The organism is Streptomyces sp. PA03-3a (genome assembly GCF_033792735.1).
Taxonomy (GTDB): Bacteria; Actinomycetota; Actinomycetes; order Streptomycetales; family Streptomycetaceae; genus Actinacidiphila.
Window position 1 is genome coordinate 172,860 of record NZ_JARAVM010000005.1, and the last position, 14,960, is coordinate 187,819.

The following is a 14,960-nucleotide window of genomic DNA, read 5'->3' on the forward strand; positions in this document are numbered from 1 at the left end:
CGTCACGGCCCCGCCGCGCCCTCCCGGGCCGCCGCGGCGATGTTGCGCGCCATGCCGCCGAAGACCACCGAGTGGAACGGCGACACGCTCCACCAGTACGCGTGCCCCGCGAGCCCGCGCGGATGGAACAGCGCCCGCTGCCCGTAGACGGTGTGCCCGGCGCCGTCCCGTCCGGCCGTCAGCTCCAGCCAGGCCATGCCGGGCAGCCGCATCTCGGCGCGCAGCCGCAGCAGCCGGCCCGGCTCGATCTCCTCGACCCGCCAGAAGTCCAGCGAGTCGCCCGCCCGCAGGTGCGCCGCATCCCGCCGCCCCCGGCGCAGCCCGACCCCGCCCACGAAGCGGTCGAGCCAGCCGCGCACGGCCCAGGCCAGCGGGAAGGAGTACCAGCCGTTGTCGCCGCCGATGCCCTCGATGACCCGCCACAGCGCCTCGGGCGAGGCGTCCACGATCCGCGTGCGGTGGTCGGTGTAGAGGGAGCCGCCCGCCCAGTCCGGGTCGGTCGGCAGCGGGTCGCTCGGCGCGCCGGGCACGGAGGCGGAGGACCAGCGGGTGACCACGTTCGCGTCCCGGATGCGCTGCAGCGCCAGCCGCAGCGCCGCCTCGACGCCGATCATGCCCTCGGGCGGGTCCGGCACCCACGCCGCGATGTCGTGGTCGTGGCAGACCACCTCGTGCCGCAGCGACTCCGTCAAGGGCCGCGCGATGCTCGCCGGCACCGGGGTCACCAGCCCCACCCAATGGCTCGACAGCCGCGGCGTCAGCACCGGCACCGGAACGATCAGCCGGTGCGACAGTCCCGCCACCTCGGCGTACTTCAGCATCATGGCGCGGTAGGTGAGCACGTCCGGGCCGCCGATGTCGAAGGCGCGGTTCACCTCGGGCGGCAGCGTGGCGCAGCCCACGAGGTAGCGCAGCACGTCCCGTACGGCGGTCGGCTGGATCCGGGTGCCCACCCAGCGCGGGGTGACCATCACCGGCAGCCGTTCGGTGAGGTAGCGCAGCATCTCGAAGGAGGCCGAGCCGGAGCCGATGATCACCGCCGCCCGCAGCGCCGCCGTCGGCACACCGGAGGCCAGCAGCACCCGGCCCACCTCGGCGCGTGAGCGCAGGTGCGGCGACAGCTCCCGCTCGGGCACCCCGGCGGGGGTCAGGCCGCCCAGGTAGACGATCCGCCGCACGCCCGCGGCCTTCGCCCGGGACCCGAAGACCTCCGCGGCCACCCGGTCGGTCCGCTCGAAGTCCCGCCCGGTGCCCAGGGCGTGGACGAGGTAGTACGCGACGTCCACGCCCTCCATCGCCGCCCGCACCGAGTCCGGGTCGGTGACGTCGCCCTTGACGACCTCCACCTCGCCCGCCCACGGGTGGTCGCGCAGCTTGCCGGGCGTACGGGCCAGGCAGCGCACCCGGTGCCCGGCCTCCAGCAGCTCGGGGACGAGCCGGCCGCCGATGTAGCCGGTGGCGCCCGTCACCAGGCAGGTGAGGCTCATCGCGCTCCCTCCGATACCGGGGCGGTCAGCGCTCCCGCCACCTCCGGCGGCAGCGGGCCCAGCCGCAGCAGGCCGGCGACCAGGCGCGCCGTCAGGTCGTGCCAGGTCCCGGCACCGCGCAGCATCGCGTGGTCGCCGCCCGGTACCACCAGGTGGCAGGCCTCGGCGCCCGCGGCGCGCGCCCGGTCCGCCAGGGTCAGCGAGCCGGCCGGATCGGTGACCCGGTCCCGGTCGCCGTGCAGCAGCACCAGGCGCCGTCCGGCCAGATGCCCCACCGGCTCGCCCTCGGGGCACCACGGCGCCAGCCCCACGACCGCGCCCACCAGGGGATGCCCGGCCGCGCGCAGCGCCGCCCGGCCGCCCATCGAGTGCCCCACCAGCACCACGGGCACCTCCCCGGCCCGCTGCCGCAGTGCCTCCAGCGCCCGCAGGGCGTCCCGCGCGGCGTCCTCCCGCTCGCCGTTCCAGCCGCGGTGCCGGTAGCGGACGCCGGCCAGCGCCACCCCGTGCCCGGCGGTGGCCCGGCCGATCGCGCGGACGAACGGACGCATCCGGGCCCCCGGAAGGTTCAGCGCCGGGGGCGGTTCCAGGCCCTCCGCGCGGCCGCCGTGCAGCACCAGGACGGCGGCGTGCGGCCGCTGGGGCAGCACGTACGGGACCAGCGCCGGCCGCGGCCGCCCGCCGCCCGCTTCGTCACCGTACGTCATCGGATCGGCCTCTCTCGTGTGCTCACCGTCATTATCGGCCGCTCCCCGCGGCCACGCCCGTCACATGCCTCCACCCATGGATTCGCCGCCGCCGGCCCGGCGGATTGCCGTACGGACCAATCCGCGCGGCGGGCGGCTGCGAACAACCAGCAGCGAGAGGAACGCGACGAAGGGACGGGATGTGACCGACAGAAGGCGAAGGGTGGCCGTCGTGGGCAGCGGCGTCGCCGGGCTCACCGCCGCCTACCTGCTGCAACGGCGTTACGACGTATCGCTGTTCGAGGCCGACGACCGGCTCGGAGGGCACGCCCACACCCACGACGTGCCCTCCTCCGACGGCCGGGTCACCGCCGTCGACAGCGGGTTCATCGTCCACAACGAGCGCACCTACCCCACCCTGCTGCGGATCTTCGCCGAACTCGGCGTCCCCACGCAGGAATCCGAGATGAGCATGTCCGTCCGCTGCGAGGGCTGCGGACTGGAGTACGCCGGTGCCCGCGGTCCGTCGGGGATCTTCGCGCAGCCGCGCAACGCGCTGCGCCCGGCCTATCTGCGTATGCTGGCCGAAGTGCCCCGATTCCACCGCCTTGCCCGGCGGCAGCTCGCGGAGGGCAATACCGACGACACCACCACGCTGGGGGAGTTCCTCGACGCGGGGGAGTTCTCGGCGTACTTCACGGCCCATTTCATGACCCCCCTGGTCGCCTGCGTCTGGTCCTGCTCGTCGCGGACCGCGGCCCACTACCCGGCGGTCTACCTCTTCCGGTTCCTGGACCACCACGGGATGCTCTCGGTGGGCGGCGCCCCCACCTGGCGGACCGTCACCGGCGGATCACGCGTCTACGTCGAGCGCATCGTCAAACGGCTCACCGCGATCCGCACCGCCACCCCCGTGCGCGCCCTGCGACGGCACGCCGACAGCGCCGACGTCGTCACCGGCGACGGGGAGACCGAGACGTACGACGCGGTGGTCGTCGCCACCCACCCCGACCAGGCGCTGCGGCTGCTCGCCGACCCCACCGCGGACGAGCGCCGGACGCTCGGCGCCCTCACGTACTCCCGCAACCCGACGCTGCTGCACACCGACACCTCGGTGCTGCCCCGCAGCCGTGCCGCCCGCGCCTCCTGGAACTACCTCATGCCCACCTGCGCACCCGACCCCGGCGGGGTCCGTGTCAGCTACGACATGAACCGCCTCCAGCGGCTGGACACCCCCGAGCACTACCTCGTCACCCTCGGTGTCGACGACCGCGTCGACCCGGCGCGGGTGCTCGCCCGCATGGTGTACGAGCACCCCGTCTACACCCCCGCCTCGATGGCCGCGCGGCGGCGGCTGCCCGCCCTGACCACCTCCGTCACCGCCTACGCCGGGGCCTACCACGGGTGGGGATTCCACGAGGACGGCTGCCGTTCCGGCGCCGAGGCCGCCCGCCGGCTGGGGGTCCGATGGTGACCCCCGCGGGCCTGCCACCGCAGGTGCCGGCCCTGTACGAGTGCACGATCACCCACGTCCGCACCCGCCCGCTGCGGCACGCCTTCACCCACCGCACCTACATGTGGCTGACCGACCCGGCCCGGCCGCCCCGGTTCCCCGCCCCGCTGCGTCCGCTCGCCCGCTTCGACCCCCGCGACCACTTCGGCGGCCGGCACGCCACCGTACGCGCCGCCCTCGACTCCTGGCTCGCCGCGCAGGGCGTCGACCTGCGCGGCGGCCCGGTCCGCATGCTCTGCCACGCCCGGGTCCTCGGCCACGTCTTCAACCCGCTGACCCTGTACTGGTGCCACGACCCGGCCGGCACCCTCGTCTGCGTCGTCGCCGAGGTCCACAACACCTACGGCGAGCGGCACGCCTACCTGCTGCACACCGACGAACGCGACACCGCCCGCGTCGCCAAGGACTTCTACGTCTCCCCGTTCTTCCCCGTCGACGGCGGCTACCGCATGCGGTTGTCCGAGCCGCAGGACCGGCTGCACCTCACCGTCCACCTGGAACGCCGCGGCGACGGCACCCCGTTCACCGCCACCGTGCGCGGCGAGCGGCGCCCGGCCACCGCGCCGGGCCTGCTGCGCGCCGCCGCCCGGCACCCCTGGTCCACGGCCGCGGTGTCGGCCGGCATCCGCCGGCACGGCGTCCGGCTGCTGCTGCGCGGACTGCCCGTGCAGCAGCGCCCCGTCCACGCCCCCCAGGAGGGTTTCGAGTGACCATGTCCACCACATCCGTCCCCCTCTCCGCCTCCGCGCCCGCCGCCGGCGTGGACCCGCGCCGCTGGCCCGACGTCGCGGCACGGCCGCGCGGCTCACGCCTGCGCGCCGCCGTCGCCGGTGCCGTCGTACGACGGGCCCTGAGCGGGCTCCCGCTGCGCTGCCGCCTCGGCGAAGGTGGCCCGGTCCTCGGCACCGGCGGCCCCACCGTGCTGATCGCCGACCCCGAGGCCTTCGACCGCCGCGTCGGCACCAACGGCCTCATCGGCTTCGGCGAGTCCTACATGGCCGGTGAATGGGACGCGCCCGACCTGCCGGCCGTCCTCACCGTGCTCGCCTCGCACGTCACCGAACTCGTCCCGCAGCCGCTGCAGCGGCTGCGCTCCCTGTGGGCGCACCGGCAGCCCACCGAGCGGCGCAACACCCTCGACGGCGCCCGGGGCAACATCCACGACCACTACGACCTGTCCAACGACCTCTTCGCCCTCTTCCTCGACGAGACCCTGACCTACTCCTCCGCCGTCTTCCGCGGTTTTCCCGCCCGGTGGTCCCAACTGCCCGCCGCGCAGCACCGCAAGATCGACCGGCTGCTCGACCTGGCGGGCGTCGGCGAGGGCACCCGGCTGCTGGAGATCGGCACCGGCTGGGGGGAACTCGCCGTCCGGGCCGCCCGCCGGGGCGCCCGGGTCGTCTCCGTCACCCTCTCCGAGGAACAGCGCCGGCTCGCCACGGCCCGGATCGCGGCCGCGGGGCAGCAGGACCGGGCCACCGTGGAGCTGCGCGACTACCGGCAGGTCACCGGGAGCTACGACGCCATCGTCAGCGTCGAGATGATCGAGGCCGTCGGCGCCGAGTACTGGCCGGTCTACTTCACCGCCCTGGACCGGCTGCTGGCGCCCGGCGGCACGGTCGCCCTCCAGGCGATCACCATGGCCGACGAGCGCATGCTCGCCACCCGCAACACCCACACCTGGATGCAGAAGTACGTCTTCCCCGGCGGGCTCATCCCCTCCCTGGAGGCGATCGAGCGGACCCTCGACGAGCACACCGCACTGCGTGTCACCTCCTGCGACGGCTTCGGCCCGCACTACGCCGCGACGCTGCGGCTGTGGCGCGAGCGCTTCACCGAACGCGCCGCCGACGTCGCCGCCCTCGGCTTCGACGAGACCTTCCGCCGCATGTGGACCCTGTACCTCGCCTACTCCGAGGCGGGGTTCCGCTCCGGCTACCTCGACGTGTGCCAACTGCGGCTGGCCCGTGGGGAGGCCGCCGGGTGAAGGGCGCCGCGGACACTCTCGCCCCGCTGCTGGAGCAGTTCACGGGCGGCCCGCTGCCGGTGCGGCTACGGGCCTGGGACGGCAGCACCGCCGGGCCGCGCGACGCCCCCGTGGTCGTCCTGCGCTCCCGGCGGGCGCTGCGAAGACTCCTGTGGCAGCCCGGCGAACTCGGCCTCGCGGAGGCGTACATCACCGGCGACATCGACGTGCGTGGTGACCTCACCGAAGGCCTGCGCGCCCTGTGGCACGCGGTGCGCGACGACGGGCTGCGTCCTCCCCGGCTCACCGCGGCCGACCGGCTGCGCGCCGCCGGCGCCGCCGTACGGCTCGGCGCGGTCGGGCCTCGGCCACCCGCCCCGCGCGGCCGCGCCAGGCTCAACGGCACCCCGCACAGCAGGAGCCGCGACCGGGCCGCCGTCAGCCACCACTACGACCTGTCCAACGACTTCTACGAACTCCTCCTCGACCCTTCCATGGCGTACTCCTGCGGCTACTGGACGCGCGACGACGACCCCGCGTACGGCCTCGCCGACGCCCAGCGCGACAAGCTCGAACTCGTCTGCCGCAAGCTGGACCTGCGCCCCGGCATGCGGCTGCTCGACATCGGCTGCGGCTGGGGCGCGCTCGCCCTGTACGCCGCGCAGACCCATCGCGCGCAGGTGCACGCGGTCACTCTCTCCGCCGCCCAGCGGGACTTCGTGCGGGACCGGATCCGCGAACGCGGCCTGGAGGAGTACGTGACCGTCGAACTGCGCGACTACCGCGACCTGGAGGGCAGCGGCGGCTACGAGGCGGTCACCGCGATCGAGATGGGCGAGCACGTCGGCGACGCGCACTACCCGCGGTTCGCCGGGGCGATCCACCGGATGCTGCGGCCCCGGGGCAGGGCGCTGGTGCAGCAGATGTCCCGCGGCCGTGTCGCCCCCGGTGGCGGTGCCTTCATCGAGACCTACATCGCCCCCGACATGCACATGCGGCCCCTCGGCCGGACCGTGGCGCTGCTGGAGGAGGCGGGTCTGGAGGTCCGGGCCGTGGAATCGCTGCGCGAGCACTACGCGCGCACCGTGCGGGCCTGGCTGGCCACCCTGGAGCGGCGCTGGTCCGACGTCGTCCTCCTGGCCGGCGAGGAGACCGCGCGCGTGTGGCGGCTGTACCTGGCCGGCGGCGCGCTCGCCTTCGCCGAACGGCGCATGGGCGTCGACCAGATCCTCGCCGTACGGCCCACCGCCGACGGCACCGGCGGCACGGCGGGCACGCCCGCCGCCTGGTACGGGGGGTGGTGAGGGTGATGAACGGCTTCCCCTGGGGCGCGTTCGGAGCGGGCGTGGCGGTGGCGGCCGGGGCCACGCTCGCCGTCATGCTCGTCACCTTCGCCTTCGCGCTGTCGCGCGGCAGGCACCGCTACGTCGACGTCGCCTGGGGCGTGGCCTTCACGGCGGTCGCCGCCTGCGCGTACGGCATGTCGGCCGGGCACGGCGACCCGGCCCGCCGCGCCCTGGTGCTGGCGCTGACCGCCGTGTGGGGCCTGCGGCTCGCCGTCCACATCGCCCGCCGCGGGCGCGGGCACGGAGAGGACCCCCGCTACGAGGCCTTCCTGGCCAAGGCCCGCGGCAGCCGGGCCGCCTACGCCTTCCGCGCGGTGTACCTGCTGCAGGGCGCGCTCGTCCTGGTCGTCTCGCTGCCCGTCCAGGCCGCCTCGTACATCCCCGGTCCGGTCGGCCCGGCCGTCGCGGTCGGTGTGCTGCTCTGGCTCACCGGCCTGCTCTTCGAGGCCGTCGGCGACCACCAGCTGGAACGCTTCAAGGCCGACCCGGCGAACCGGGGCCGCATCATGGACCGGGGTCTGTGGAGCTGGACGCGGCATCCCAACTACTTCGGCGACTTCTGCGTGTGGTGGGGCCTGTTCGCGGTGGCCTGCGACGCCTGGCAGTCCGCGGCGGTGTCCGTGGTGTCCCCGCTGCTGATGTCGTACCTGCTGACCCGGGGCAGCGGGAAGGCCCTGCTGGAACGGCACATGGCGGACCGCCCCGGCTGGGCCGAGTACGCCTCGCGCACCAGCGGGTTCCTCCCCCGGCCCCCACGGAAGCGGACCGGCGCCCCGCCGGGGTGAGGGGCGGGGCGGGCACTGCCGACAGCCCGGGACCGCTCCAGCGGGTCGCGCTCGTGGTGCGGTGGTGATGCGCGGCTGCACGCAGACGGGGCGAGCGCCGCCACCGAGGCGCGCGACGGAGTGGCCCCCGGCGGGCGGGACGGCCCGTGTGCCGCCTGCCGTGTGCACCTCGGGGCGTGCGCGTCGGGCCGCCGCGGCTCTCGACCCGCGGAGCGGCTACTTGCCGCGGGCGCCTCGGAAGCGGGCGAGGGCCTCGTCGAGGTCCACGAGCGGGGCGGGGTAGTCCAGGGCTCCCCGTTCGGCCTCGGGGAGGCGCCAGGGGTGGTGCACGGCGCCGCCCCGCACCCCGGCCAGCTCGGGCACCCAGCGGCGCACGTAGGCGCCGTCCGGGTCGAAACGGCGGGCCTGCACCAGGGGGTTGAGCACCCGGTTCGGGCGGGTGTCGGTGCCGGTGCCGGCCACCCACTGCCAGTTCAGCTGGTTGTTGGCGACGTCGCCGTCCACCAGCAGCTCCAGGAAGTGCGCCGCGCCGATCCGCCAGTCCACGTACAGCGTCTTCGTCAGGAAGCTCGCGGCCAGCAGCCGCGCACGGTTGTGCATCCAGCCCTCGTGCCGCAACTGCCTCATCGCCGCGTCGATCATCGGGTATCCCGTACGGCCCTGGCGCCAGGCGTCCGCCTCGGGGCCGTCACCGCGCCAGCGGTCGCCGCGCGGCCGCAGGTCCCGGGAGGCGGCGTCGGGGCGGGCGGCGAGCACCTGGTGGTGGAACTCGCGCCACGCCAACTGCCGTACGAACGCGTCCGCACCGGGCCCGCCCGCGTCGCGGGCGCGCCGGACCAGCTCGGTGGCCGACAGACACCCGAAGTGCAGGTGGGGCGAGAGGCGTGAGGTGGCGTCGCCGGGCAGGTCGTCGTGGCGGTCCGCGTACGCGGCGAGCCCCGACGCGCGCCAGGCGCGCCAGCGTTCGCGTGCCTCGGTCTCGCCGCCCGCGGGCAGCCCGGGCGACGTGCCCTTCGGCGCCTTCGGGAGCAGCCGGGACGCCACGGCGTCCGGGACGCGGACCACACGGGGCGCGTCCAGCGGGTCGCGCAGGTCCGCGCGCTCCCAGCGCCGGAAGTACGGGGTGAACACCCCGAAGCTGTCCTTGCCGGCCGGGGTCACCGCACCGGGCGGCACCGCGGTCAGCACAGCGTCGTGCACCCGCAGTCGGCGTCCCGACCCGGCCAGCGCCTCCCGCAGCCGCTCCTCGCGCCGGGCGGCGTAGCGGCTCACCCCGGCCGCGATGTGCACCTGCCCGGCACCGGTCTCCTCCGCGACCCGGCACGTCTCGCGTGCCACGTCCCCGCGGCGCAGTACCAGCCGCCCGCCGCGCTCGCGCAGACCCTCGTCCAGGTCGGCGAGGCAGTCCGCGAGGAACGCGGCGCGGTTGGGAGCGGCGAAGCCCGCGGCCTCGATGGCCTCGTCGAGCACGAACAGGGGGACGACCTGCTCCGCGGAGTCGAGGGCGGCCCGCAGGACGGGGTTGTCGTGCAGCCGTAGATCGGCGGTGAACAGGCAGATCGACGTCGTCGTCACGTCCGGTGCACTCCTCCTGGCGGGTACGCGCGCCCGGCGAGCCTATGGCGCCGCCCGGCGCCGCGGCGTGAGGCGCCCCGCCGCGTCGCGCCGGGGCGCCGCACGAGCCCGCGACGGGCGGGGCGGTCCGCCTACGCAGGGAACTCCATCAGGGCCACGGGGTCGGAGGTGGGCCGGGGGGAGCCGCCCGGGGGTTCGACGGTGATGCCCATGCCGGAGGCCCCGTCGACGGCGCCCTGGAGGAGCACGGCCTGGGTGGTGTCGCGCCCGGTGGGCTCCGGCATGAGGCCCGCGGAGCGCATCGCGCCGCCGTCGGAGTACCAGAGCTGGTAGACCCGGTTCCCGCTCAGCGCGGGCATGCCGTGGGCGAAGAAGACCGCGCGGTCCTGGCTCCGGGAGACGACGACCGTGCCGCTGGCGCCGCCCGCGAGCTTGGCGGAGGCCGTGACGGCGTCGGGGGCGGCCAGGACCCGGGAGATCTGCTCCGCCTGGGCCTGGGTCTGCCGGTTCTCCTGGCGCAGGTCGCCGAGCTGCTGCTGCTGCCAGACCGTCACCCCGCCCAGTGCCGTGGCCGCGGCGAGGCAGGCCGCCAGGGCGAAGCGGACGCGGCGCCGCGCGGGCTGCGGGGCGCGGCGGCGCGTCGCGCGTGTGGCGGCGCGCGGTGGCTCGGGCACCGACGGCGGCTCCTGCCGCACGTTGACGATGAGCCGCATGACGTGGTCCTTCATGCGGGGAGGGACGGTCTCGGCCGCCGCGAGCCCGAGACGGGCGGCGGTCGCGCCCAGCTCGCGCACCTCCAGCGCGCAGGCCTCGCACTCCGCGAGGTGACGTTCGAACTCCGCGCGCTCGTGCCGGGCCAGCGCGTCGACGGCGTAGGCGCCGGTGAGGGTGTGCAGTTCGGCATCGGTGCTCACGCGGTCACCCCCAGGCAGTCGCGCAGCCGGATCAGGCCGTCCCGCAGCCGGGTCTTGACGGTGCCCAGGGGGAGCGACAGCAGTTCGGCGACCTCCCGGTACGTCAGCCCCCGGTAGTAGGCGAGCGTCACCGACTGGTGCTGCACCTCGGTGAGGGTGCGCATGCAGCGCCGCACCTGCTCGGCCTCCAGCCGGGCCTCGACCTGTTCGGTGACCTCGTCGTAGGCGGGGGTGCGCTCCAGCAGCGCCGCCTTCTGCTCGCGGTCCGCCGCCGCGCTGGCGGACCGCACGCGGTCCACGGCCCGTCGGTGGGCCAGGGTCATCACCCAGGTCATCGCGCTGCCCTTCTCCGGCCGGAAGCGGGCGGCGGTGCGCCACACCTCCACCAGCACCTCCTGTGTCACCTCCTCCGACTGGGCGGGGTCCCTGAGCACTCCGCGCACCAGCCCGAGCACCGGTCCGCTCACGGCGTCGTACAGCCGGGCGAAGGCCTCCTGGTCGCCGCGCGCGACGGCGAGCAGCAGTTCCGAGAGGTCAGGGCCTTGCCGTGCGGGCCTGCCGAACCGCAGCGGTTCCCTCACCACACCTCCAGCGTTCGATTCCGTGTGTCGTGGACAAGTCTCGCGTCCGGTATTCGGCGCCGCGAGCGTTTCGGATTGGTCCGTCGTACCGTGGCAGTCATGTCCGACACCACCTCAGCAGCAGTACTCGGCACCGGCATCATGGGTGCCGCGATGGCCCGCAACCTCGTCAAGGCCGGCCTCGACGTCCGTGTGTGGAACCGTACGAAGGAGAAGGCCGAGCCGCTCGGCAAGGACGGCGCACGCGTCGCCGGCACCCCCGCGGAGGCGGTGGACGGCGCCGACGTGGTGCTGACCATCCTGCACGACGCGGACTCCGCCCTCGAGGCCATGCGGCAGGCGGCGCCGGCGCTGCGGAAGGGCGCGGTGTGGGCGCAGTGCACCACCGCGGGCGTGGGCGCCCTCGGGGCGTTCGCGCAGTTCGCGCGCGAGCACGGCGTCGTCTTCCTGGACTCGCCCGTGCTGGGCACCCGGCAGCCCGCCGAGAACGGGCAGCTCCTGGTGCTGGCCGCCGGGCCGCAGGAGGCCCGGCAGCCGGTGGCACCGGTCTTCGACGCGATCGGCAGCCGCACCGTGTGGGTGGGGGAGGACGCGGCAGAAGGCGCGGCCAGCCGCCTGAAGCTGGTGATCAACAGCTGGGTGCTCACCGTCACCCACGGCACCGCCGAGGCCCTCGCGCTCGCGAAGGGCCTCGGCGTGGACGCCGCGGACTTCCTCCAGGCCGTCTCCGGCGGCGCCCTCGACATGGGCTACCTGCAGGCGAAGGCGGCGTCGATCCTGGCCGGCGACTTCACTCCCAGCTTCGCCGTGCACACCGCGGAGAAGGACGCCCGGCTGATCGTGGAGGCGGGGGAGTCCGTCGGGGTGCGGCTCGACGTGGCCGCGGCCGGTGCCGAGCGCTTCCGCCGTGCGGCCGAACTCGGGCACGCGGAGGAGGACATGGCGGCCTCGTACTTCGCGAGCTTCGAGAAGTGATCATCCGATGTGAGGGAAGAGGCTGGTGAAGGACGCCGCCGCCTCGGCGGCGTCCCGGCCGAACGGGGCGTCCAGGTCCCAGATGAGGAAGAGCAGGAAGGCGATCAGGGCGCTGTAGAGCCCGGCGAGGACCAGTTCGCGCCGGGAGCGCCGGATCTGCAGGCTGAAGATCAGGCCCACCGCGACGAGGGCGCCGGCGATCAGGCCGAACCACACCACCCCCGGCATGGTCGGTCCGGCGTTCTCGCCGCGACCGGTGCGCGCGTCGTCGGCGGCCGCGACCTGGTCGACGATCGGCTGGTACGCCTGGTTGGCCAGCGGGGTGCGCGGTTCGAAGTCGGTGACGTCCCGGCGCACCTTGTCGAGGAGTTTCGAGCCGCGCTGCGTGTTCTCCCCGTGCTCGAGCATGTAGGGGATCTCCGTGTGCGCGACGTACGAGACGTACGAGTCGACGTCGGCGCGCACCTGGTCGCGGACGGCCGCCGGGTAGACCTGGACGCGCTGCCGCACCTCGTGCAGGGCCTGGGTCTCGCGGTGGACGGTGTCCTCGGCGCCGCCGCGGGCCTCCCACACGCCGGCGATGGCGAGACCGAGGACGATGGCGTACACCACGCCGATCATCATCGTCATGTACTCGATGACGTCGGGGGTCTCCGAGGGGTCGTCGTCATCGCCGATGCGGCGTTGGTTGATGAGCACGATGGTCAGCACCACGGCGCAGGCCGCGGCCATCGCGATGCCCAGGACGAGCCAGTCCGACATCGATCACCTCCGTGAGCGGGCTTGGGAGCGGGGCTTGAGCGCGGCGGCGGACAGGACCGCCGGGGCGGTGACGAGCAGCATGAGGTGGACGATGCTCGGCCCATCGGGCGGGGGCGGCGCGCTCGCCTTGCGGTAGGCGACCGGCGGCAGTTCCGCGCGGTGCGTCGGGGTGGGGGTCGGCGTGGGCGTGGGGGTCGGCGTGGGTGTCGGGGTCGGAGTCGGAGTGGGTGTCGGGGTCGGCGTGGGCGCCGGAGCCGGTGCGCGGCGTACGGGGCGGGCGGGGGTGGGGCGCGGCGCCGGTCCGCAGGGATGCCGCCAGGACACCGAACCCCGTGAACCACCGCTGTCCGTACGGGCGTCCACCGTCGACTCGTACGCGGGACAGTGCCGCCGCCGGACGGTCGCGGACGAGCCGCCCTTGCCCGTGCGCGCGTCCACGGTGTCCCCGCCATGGGTGACCCGGGCCCGCGTCTCACCGTCGCGGGTCTCCACCCGGACGGCGCCGCCGCCGGTCTCGACGCGTACGGTGCCGTCGGGCAGGAACCGGACCACGGGCGGACCCGGCGGCCCCGGTGGATCGTGCGCGTACGCCGTCCCCCCGGCCGCCCACGGCCCCAGCACCGTCAGCGCCGCGGCCGCCGTGAGGCCGGCCCCCCTCAGCCAGATGCTCATGGACAGGATCCTGCGCGGTGCCGTGCGCGGCCATCCGGAGGACCGGGCCAATCCCCCCGAAGGACTGATTCGTCAGCTCAGGACGCGCCGCAGCGCACGCCGGGCGCGGTCGGGGGCGGACGCGTCGCCGAAGAGCTGGACGGCGTGGTTGAGCGAGAAGTAGATCCCGTTCAGCTCGAAGACGAGCTGTTCGGGGTCGGTGCCGGTGGGCAGTTCGCCGTGCTCGACCGCGGCCCGGATGTCCCGGGTCAGCCGGCGCCGCCAGACGGTGTAGAGCCGGGCGACCGCCTCCCGTACCGGCCCCTCGCGGCCGTCGAACTCCACGGCGGAGGCGGTGAACAGGCAGCCGCCGGGGAAGGCCTCGCGCTCCCGGTCCAGATAGGTCACCCAGGCCTCGCAGATCGCGGTCAGCCGGGCGAGGCCGGGAGCGGCCCCCGCGGCGGGCACCCACACGGCGCGCGTGAAGATCTCCGAGGCCCGCCGCAGGGCGGCGATCTGCAGGGCCTCCTTGGTGCCGAAGTGCCCCAGCAGCCCGGACTTGCTCATCCCGAGGTCGGCTGCGAGCCGGCCGATCGTGAGGCCCTCCAGACCCTCCACGGAGGCGACCGCGACGCTGCGTTCGATGATCCGCTCGCGGGTGTGGCGCGCCTCGGCGGCGGACTTGCGTGGGCTCATGCGGCCATCGTAGCCACCCCTCCCCCTTTAGAGTCCGAACGATCGGTCGCTATAGTGCCGCCATGACTGCATCCCGCATCGCCGCCCTGGGCCACCACCAGCCGCAACGTGTCCTCACCAACGACGATCTGGCCGCCATGGTCGACACCAGCGACGCCTGGATCCGGCAGCGCACCGGCATCGCGACCCGGCACATCGCCGCCGAGGACGAGACGGTCGCCGACATGGCGAGCGCCGCCGCGGGCAAGGCCCTCGCCGCTGCGGGCCTCGACCCCTCCGACGTCGACCTGGTCGTCGTGGCCACCTCCAGCGCCGTCGACCGCTGCCCCAGCACCGCCGCCCGGGTCGCGGCCACGCTCGGCATGACGGCGCCCGCCTCCTACGACGTCAACAACGCCTGTGCGGGCTTCACCACCGCGCTCGCCGCCGCCGACCACTCGGTACGGGCCGGCGCCGCCCGGCACGCCCTGGTCATCGGCGCCGAGAAGATGTCCGACCTCACCGACTGGAGCGACCGCAGCACCTGCGTCCTGCTGGGCGACGGGGCCGGCGCCGCCGTCGTCAGTGCCGCCGATACCGCCCCGGGGACGCTCCCCGGCATCGGCCCGGTCGTGTGGGGCTCGGACCCCACCCGCGCCGACGCCGTCCGGCTGGCCGGCGCCTGGCAGCCCCGCTTCGCCCAGGACGGCCAGGCGGTCTTCCGCTGGGCCACCACGACCCTCGCCCCGATCGCCGAGGAGGCCTGCCGGCGTGCCGGTGTCGCCGTCGGCGACCTCGGCGGCATCGTGACGCACCAGGCCAACCTGCGGATCATCGAGGCCGTCGTACGCCGGCTGGGCGCCCCTCAGGCGGTGGTGGCCCAGGACGTCGTCGACTCGGGGAACACCTCCGCGGCCTCCGTTCCGCTCGCCTTCTCCAAGCTCGTGGAGCGCGGCGAGCTCACCCCGGGCGCTCCCGTACTGCTGCTCGGCTTCGGCGGCGGGCTGTCCTGGGCCGGGCAGGTCGTCGGCTGCCCCTGATCCG

General features: G+C 75.0%; 15 protein-coding genes. 7 read left to right on the forward strand and 8 right to left on the reverse strand.

Annotation, left to right across the window (positions count from 1 at the left end):
- Positions 1-2: 2 nt before the first annotated feature.
- Both PV342_RS07950 and PV342_RS07955 read right to left on the reverse strand, forming a co-directional pair.
- Entirely contained in the window at positions 3-1,487 is a 1,485-nt protein-coding gene (locus PV342_RS07950; protein ID WP_400801698.1) for an SDR family oxidoreductase, read from the reverse strand.
- On the reverse strand, positions 1,484-2,194 hold the full coding sequence (locus PV342_RS07955; RefSeq protein WP_400801702.1) for a dienelactone hydrolase family protein: 711 nt from the start codon (positions 2,192-2,194) through the stop codon (positions 1,484-1,486). The genes PV342_RS07950 and PV342_RS07955 overlap by 4 nt, the downstream gene beginning before the upstream one ends.
- 181 nt (positions 2,195-2,375) lie before the next feature.
- Here PV342_RS07955 and PV342_RS07960 point away from each other — a divergent pair, with 181 nt between their 5' ends.
- Genes PV342_RS07960 through PV342_RS07980 form a run of 5 tightly spaced genes read left to right on the forward strand, consistent with a single transcriptional unit; the run spans position 2,376 to position 7,783 of the window.
- Positions 2,376-3,647 carry an NAD(P)/FAD-dependent oxidoreductase gene (locus PV342_RS07960; RefSeq protein ID WP_400801704.1) on the forward strand — a complete coding sequence of 424 codons (1,272 nt, stop codon included), beginning with the start codon at positions 2,376-2,378 and terminating at the stop codon, positions 3,645-3,647.
- Entirely contained in the window at positions 3,641-4,396 is a 756-nt protein-coding gene (locus PV342_RS07965) for a DUF1365 domain-containing protein (RefSeq protein WP_500316309.1), read from the forward strand. Before PV342_RS07960 ends, PV342_RS07965 begins: the two co-directional genes overlap by 7 nt.
- Positions 4,397-4,398: 2 nt before the next feature.
- Complete coding sequence (locus PV342_RS07970) at positions 4,399-5,673, forward strand: class I SAM-dependent methyltransferase (RefSeq protein ID WP_400801708.1); 1,275 nt, start codon at positions 4,399-4,401, stop codon at positions 5,671-5,673.
- Positions 5,670-6,956, forward strand: coding sequence for a class I SAM-dependent methyltransferase (locus PV342_RS07975; RefSeq protein WP_392604662.1), 1,287 nt, complete (start codon positions 5,670-5,672; stop codon positions 6,954-6,956). Before PV342_RS07970 ends, PV342_RS07975 begins: the two co-directional genes overlap by 4 nt.
- Before the next feature lie 5 nt (positions 6,957-6,961).
- Positions 6,962-7,783, forward strand: a complete 822-nt coding sequence (locus PV342_RS07980; RefSeq protein WP_400801711.1) for a DUF1295 domain-containing protein — start codon at positions 6,962-6,964, stop codon at positions 7,781-7,783.
- A gap of 216 nt (positions 7,784-7,999) precedes the next feature.
- On the opposite strand, the gene PV342_RS07985 is transcribed toward PV342_RS07980, so the two are convergent.
- From PV342_RS07985 to PV342_RS07995, 3 genes are all read right to left on the reverse strand, one after another.
- A complete protein-coding gene (locus PV342_RS07985; protein WP_500316311.1) occupies positions 8,000-9,358 on the reverse strand; it encodes a cryptochrome/photolyase family protein in 1,359 nt (452 codons plus the stop codon).
- Positions 9,359-9,489: 131 nt separating this feature from the next.
- Positions 9,490-10,272, reverse strand: coding sequence for an anti-sigma factor (locus tag PV342_RS07990; RefSeq protein ID WP_400801715.1), 783 nt, complete (start codon positions 10,270-10,272; stop codon positions 9,490-9,492).
- Entirely contained in the window at positions 10,269-10,853 is a 585-nt protein-coding gene (locus tag PV342_RS07995) for a sigma-70 family RNA polymerase sigma factor (protein ID WP_089222145.1), read from the reverse strand. Before PV342_RS07995 ends, PV342_RS07990 begins: the two co-directional genes overlap by 4 nt.
- Positions 10,854-10,952: 99 nt before the next feature.
- Here PV342_RS07995 and PV342_RS08000 point away from each other — a divergent pair, with 99 nt between their 5' ends.
- On the forward strand, positions 10,953-11,828 hold the full coding sequence (locus tag PV342_RS08000; protein ID WP_329188061.1) for an NAD(P)-dependent oxidoreductase: 876 nt from the start codon (positions 10,953-10,955) through the stop codon (positions 11,826-11,828).
- Here PV342_RS08000 and PV342_RS08005 read toward each other — a convergent pair whose 3' ends face one another.
- The 3 genes from PV342_RS08005 to PV342_RS08015 form a co-directional block, all read right to left on the reverse strand.
- Positions 11,829-12,590, reverse strand: a complete 762-nt coding sequence (locus PV342_RS08005; RefSeq protein ID WP_500316314.1) for a bestrophin-like domain — start codon at positions 12,588-12,590, stop codon at positions 11,829-11,831.
- 3 nt (positions 12,591-12,593) lie between these two features.
- Positions 12,594-13,262: a hypothetical protein gene (locus PV342_RS08010; protein ID WP_026250563.1), complete on the reverse strand. Its 669-nt coding sequence runs from the start codon at positions 13,260-13,262 to the stop codon at positions 12,594-12,596.
- A 72-nt stretch (positions 13,263-13,334) separates the two neighbouring features.
- Positions 13,335-13,937: a TetR/AcrR family transcriptional regulator gene (locus PV342_RS08015; RefSeq protein WP_329188066.1), complete on the reverse strand. Its 603-nt coding sequence runs from the start codon at positions 13,935-13,937 to the stop codon at positions 13,335-13,337.
- 62 nt (positions 13,938-13,999) lie between these two features.
- Here PV342_RS08015 and PV342_RS08020 point away from each other — a divergent pair, with 62 nt between their 5' ends.
- The gene (locus PV342_RS08020; RefSeq protein ID WP_400801722.1) at positions 14,000-14,956 is read left to right on the forward strand and encodes a beta-ketoacyl-ACP synthase 3; all 957 of its coding nucleotides are present in this window, start codon (positions 14,000-14,002) and stop codon (positions 14,954-14,956) included.
- Positions 14,957-14,960: the final 4 nt, after the last annotated feature.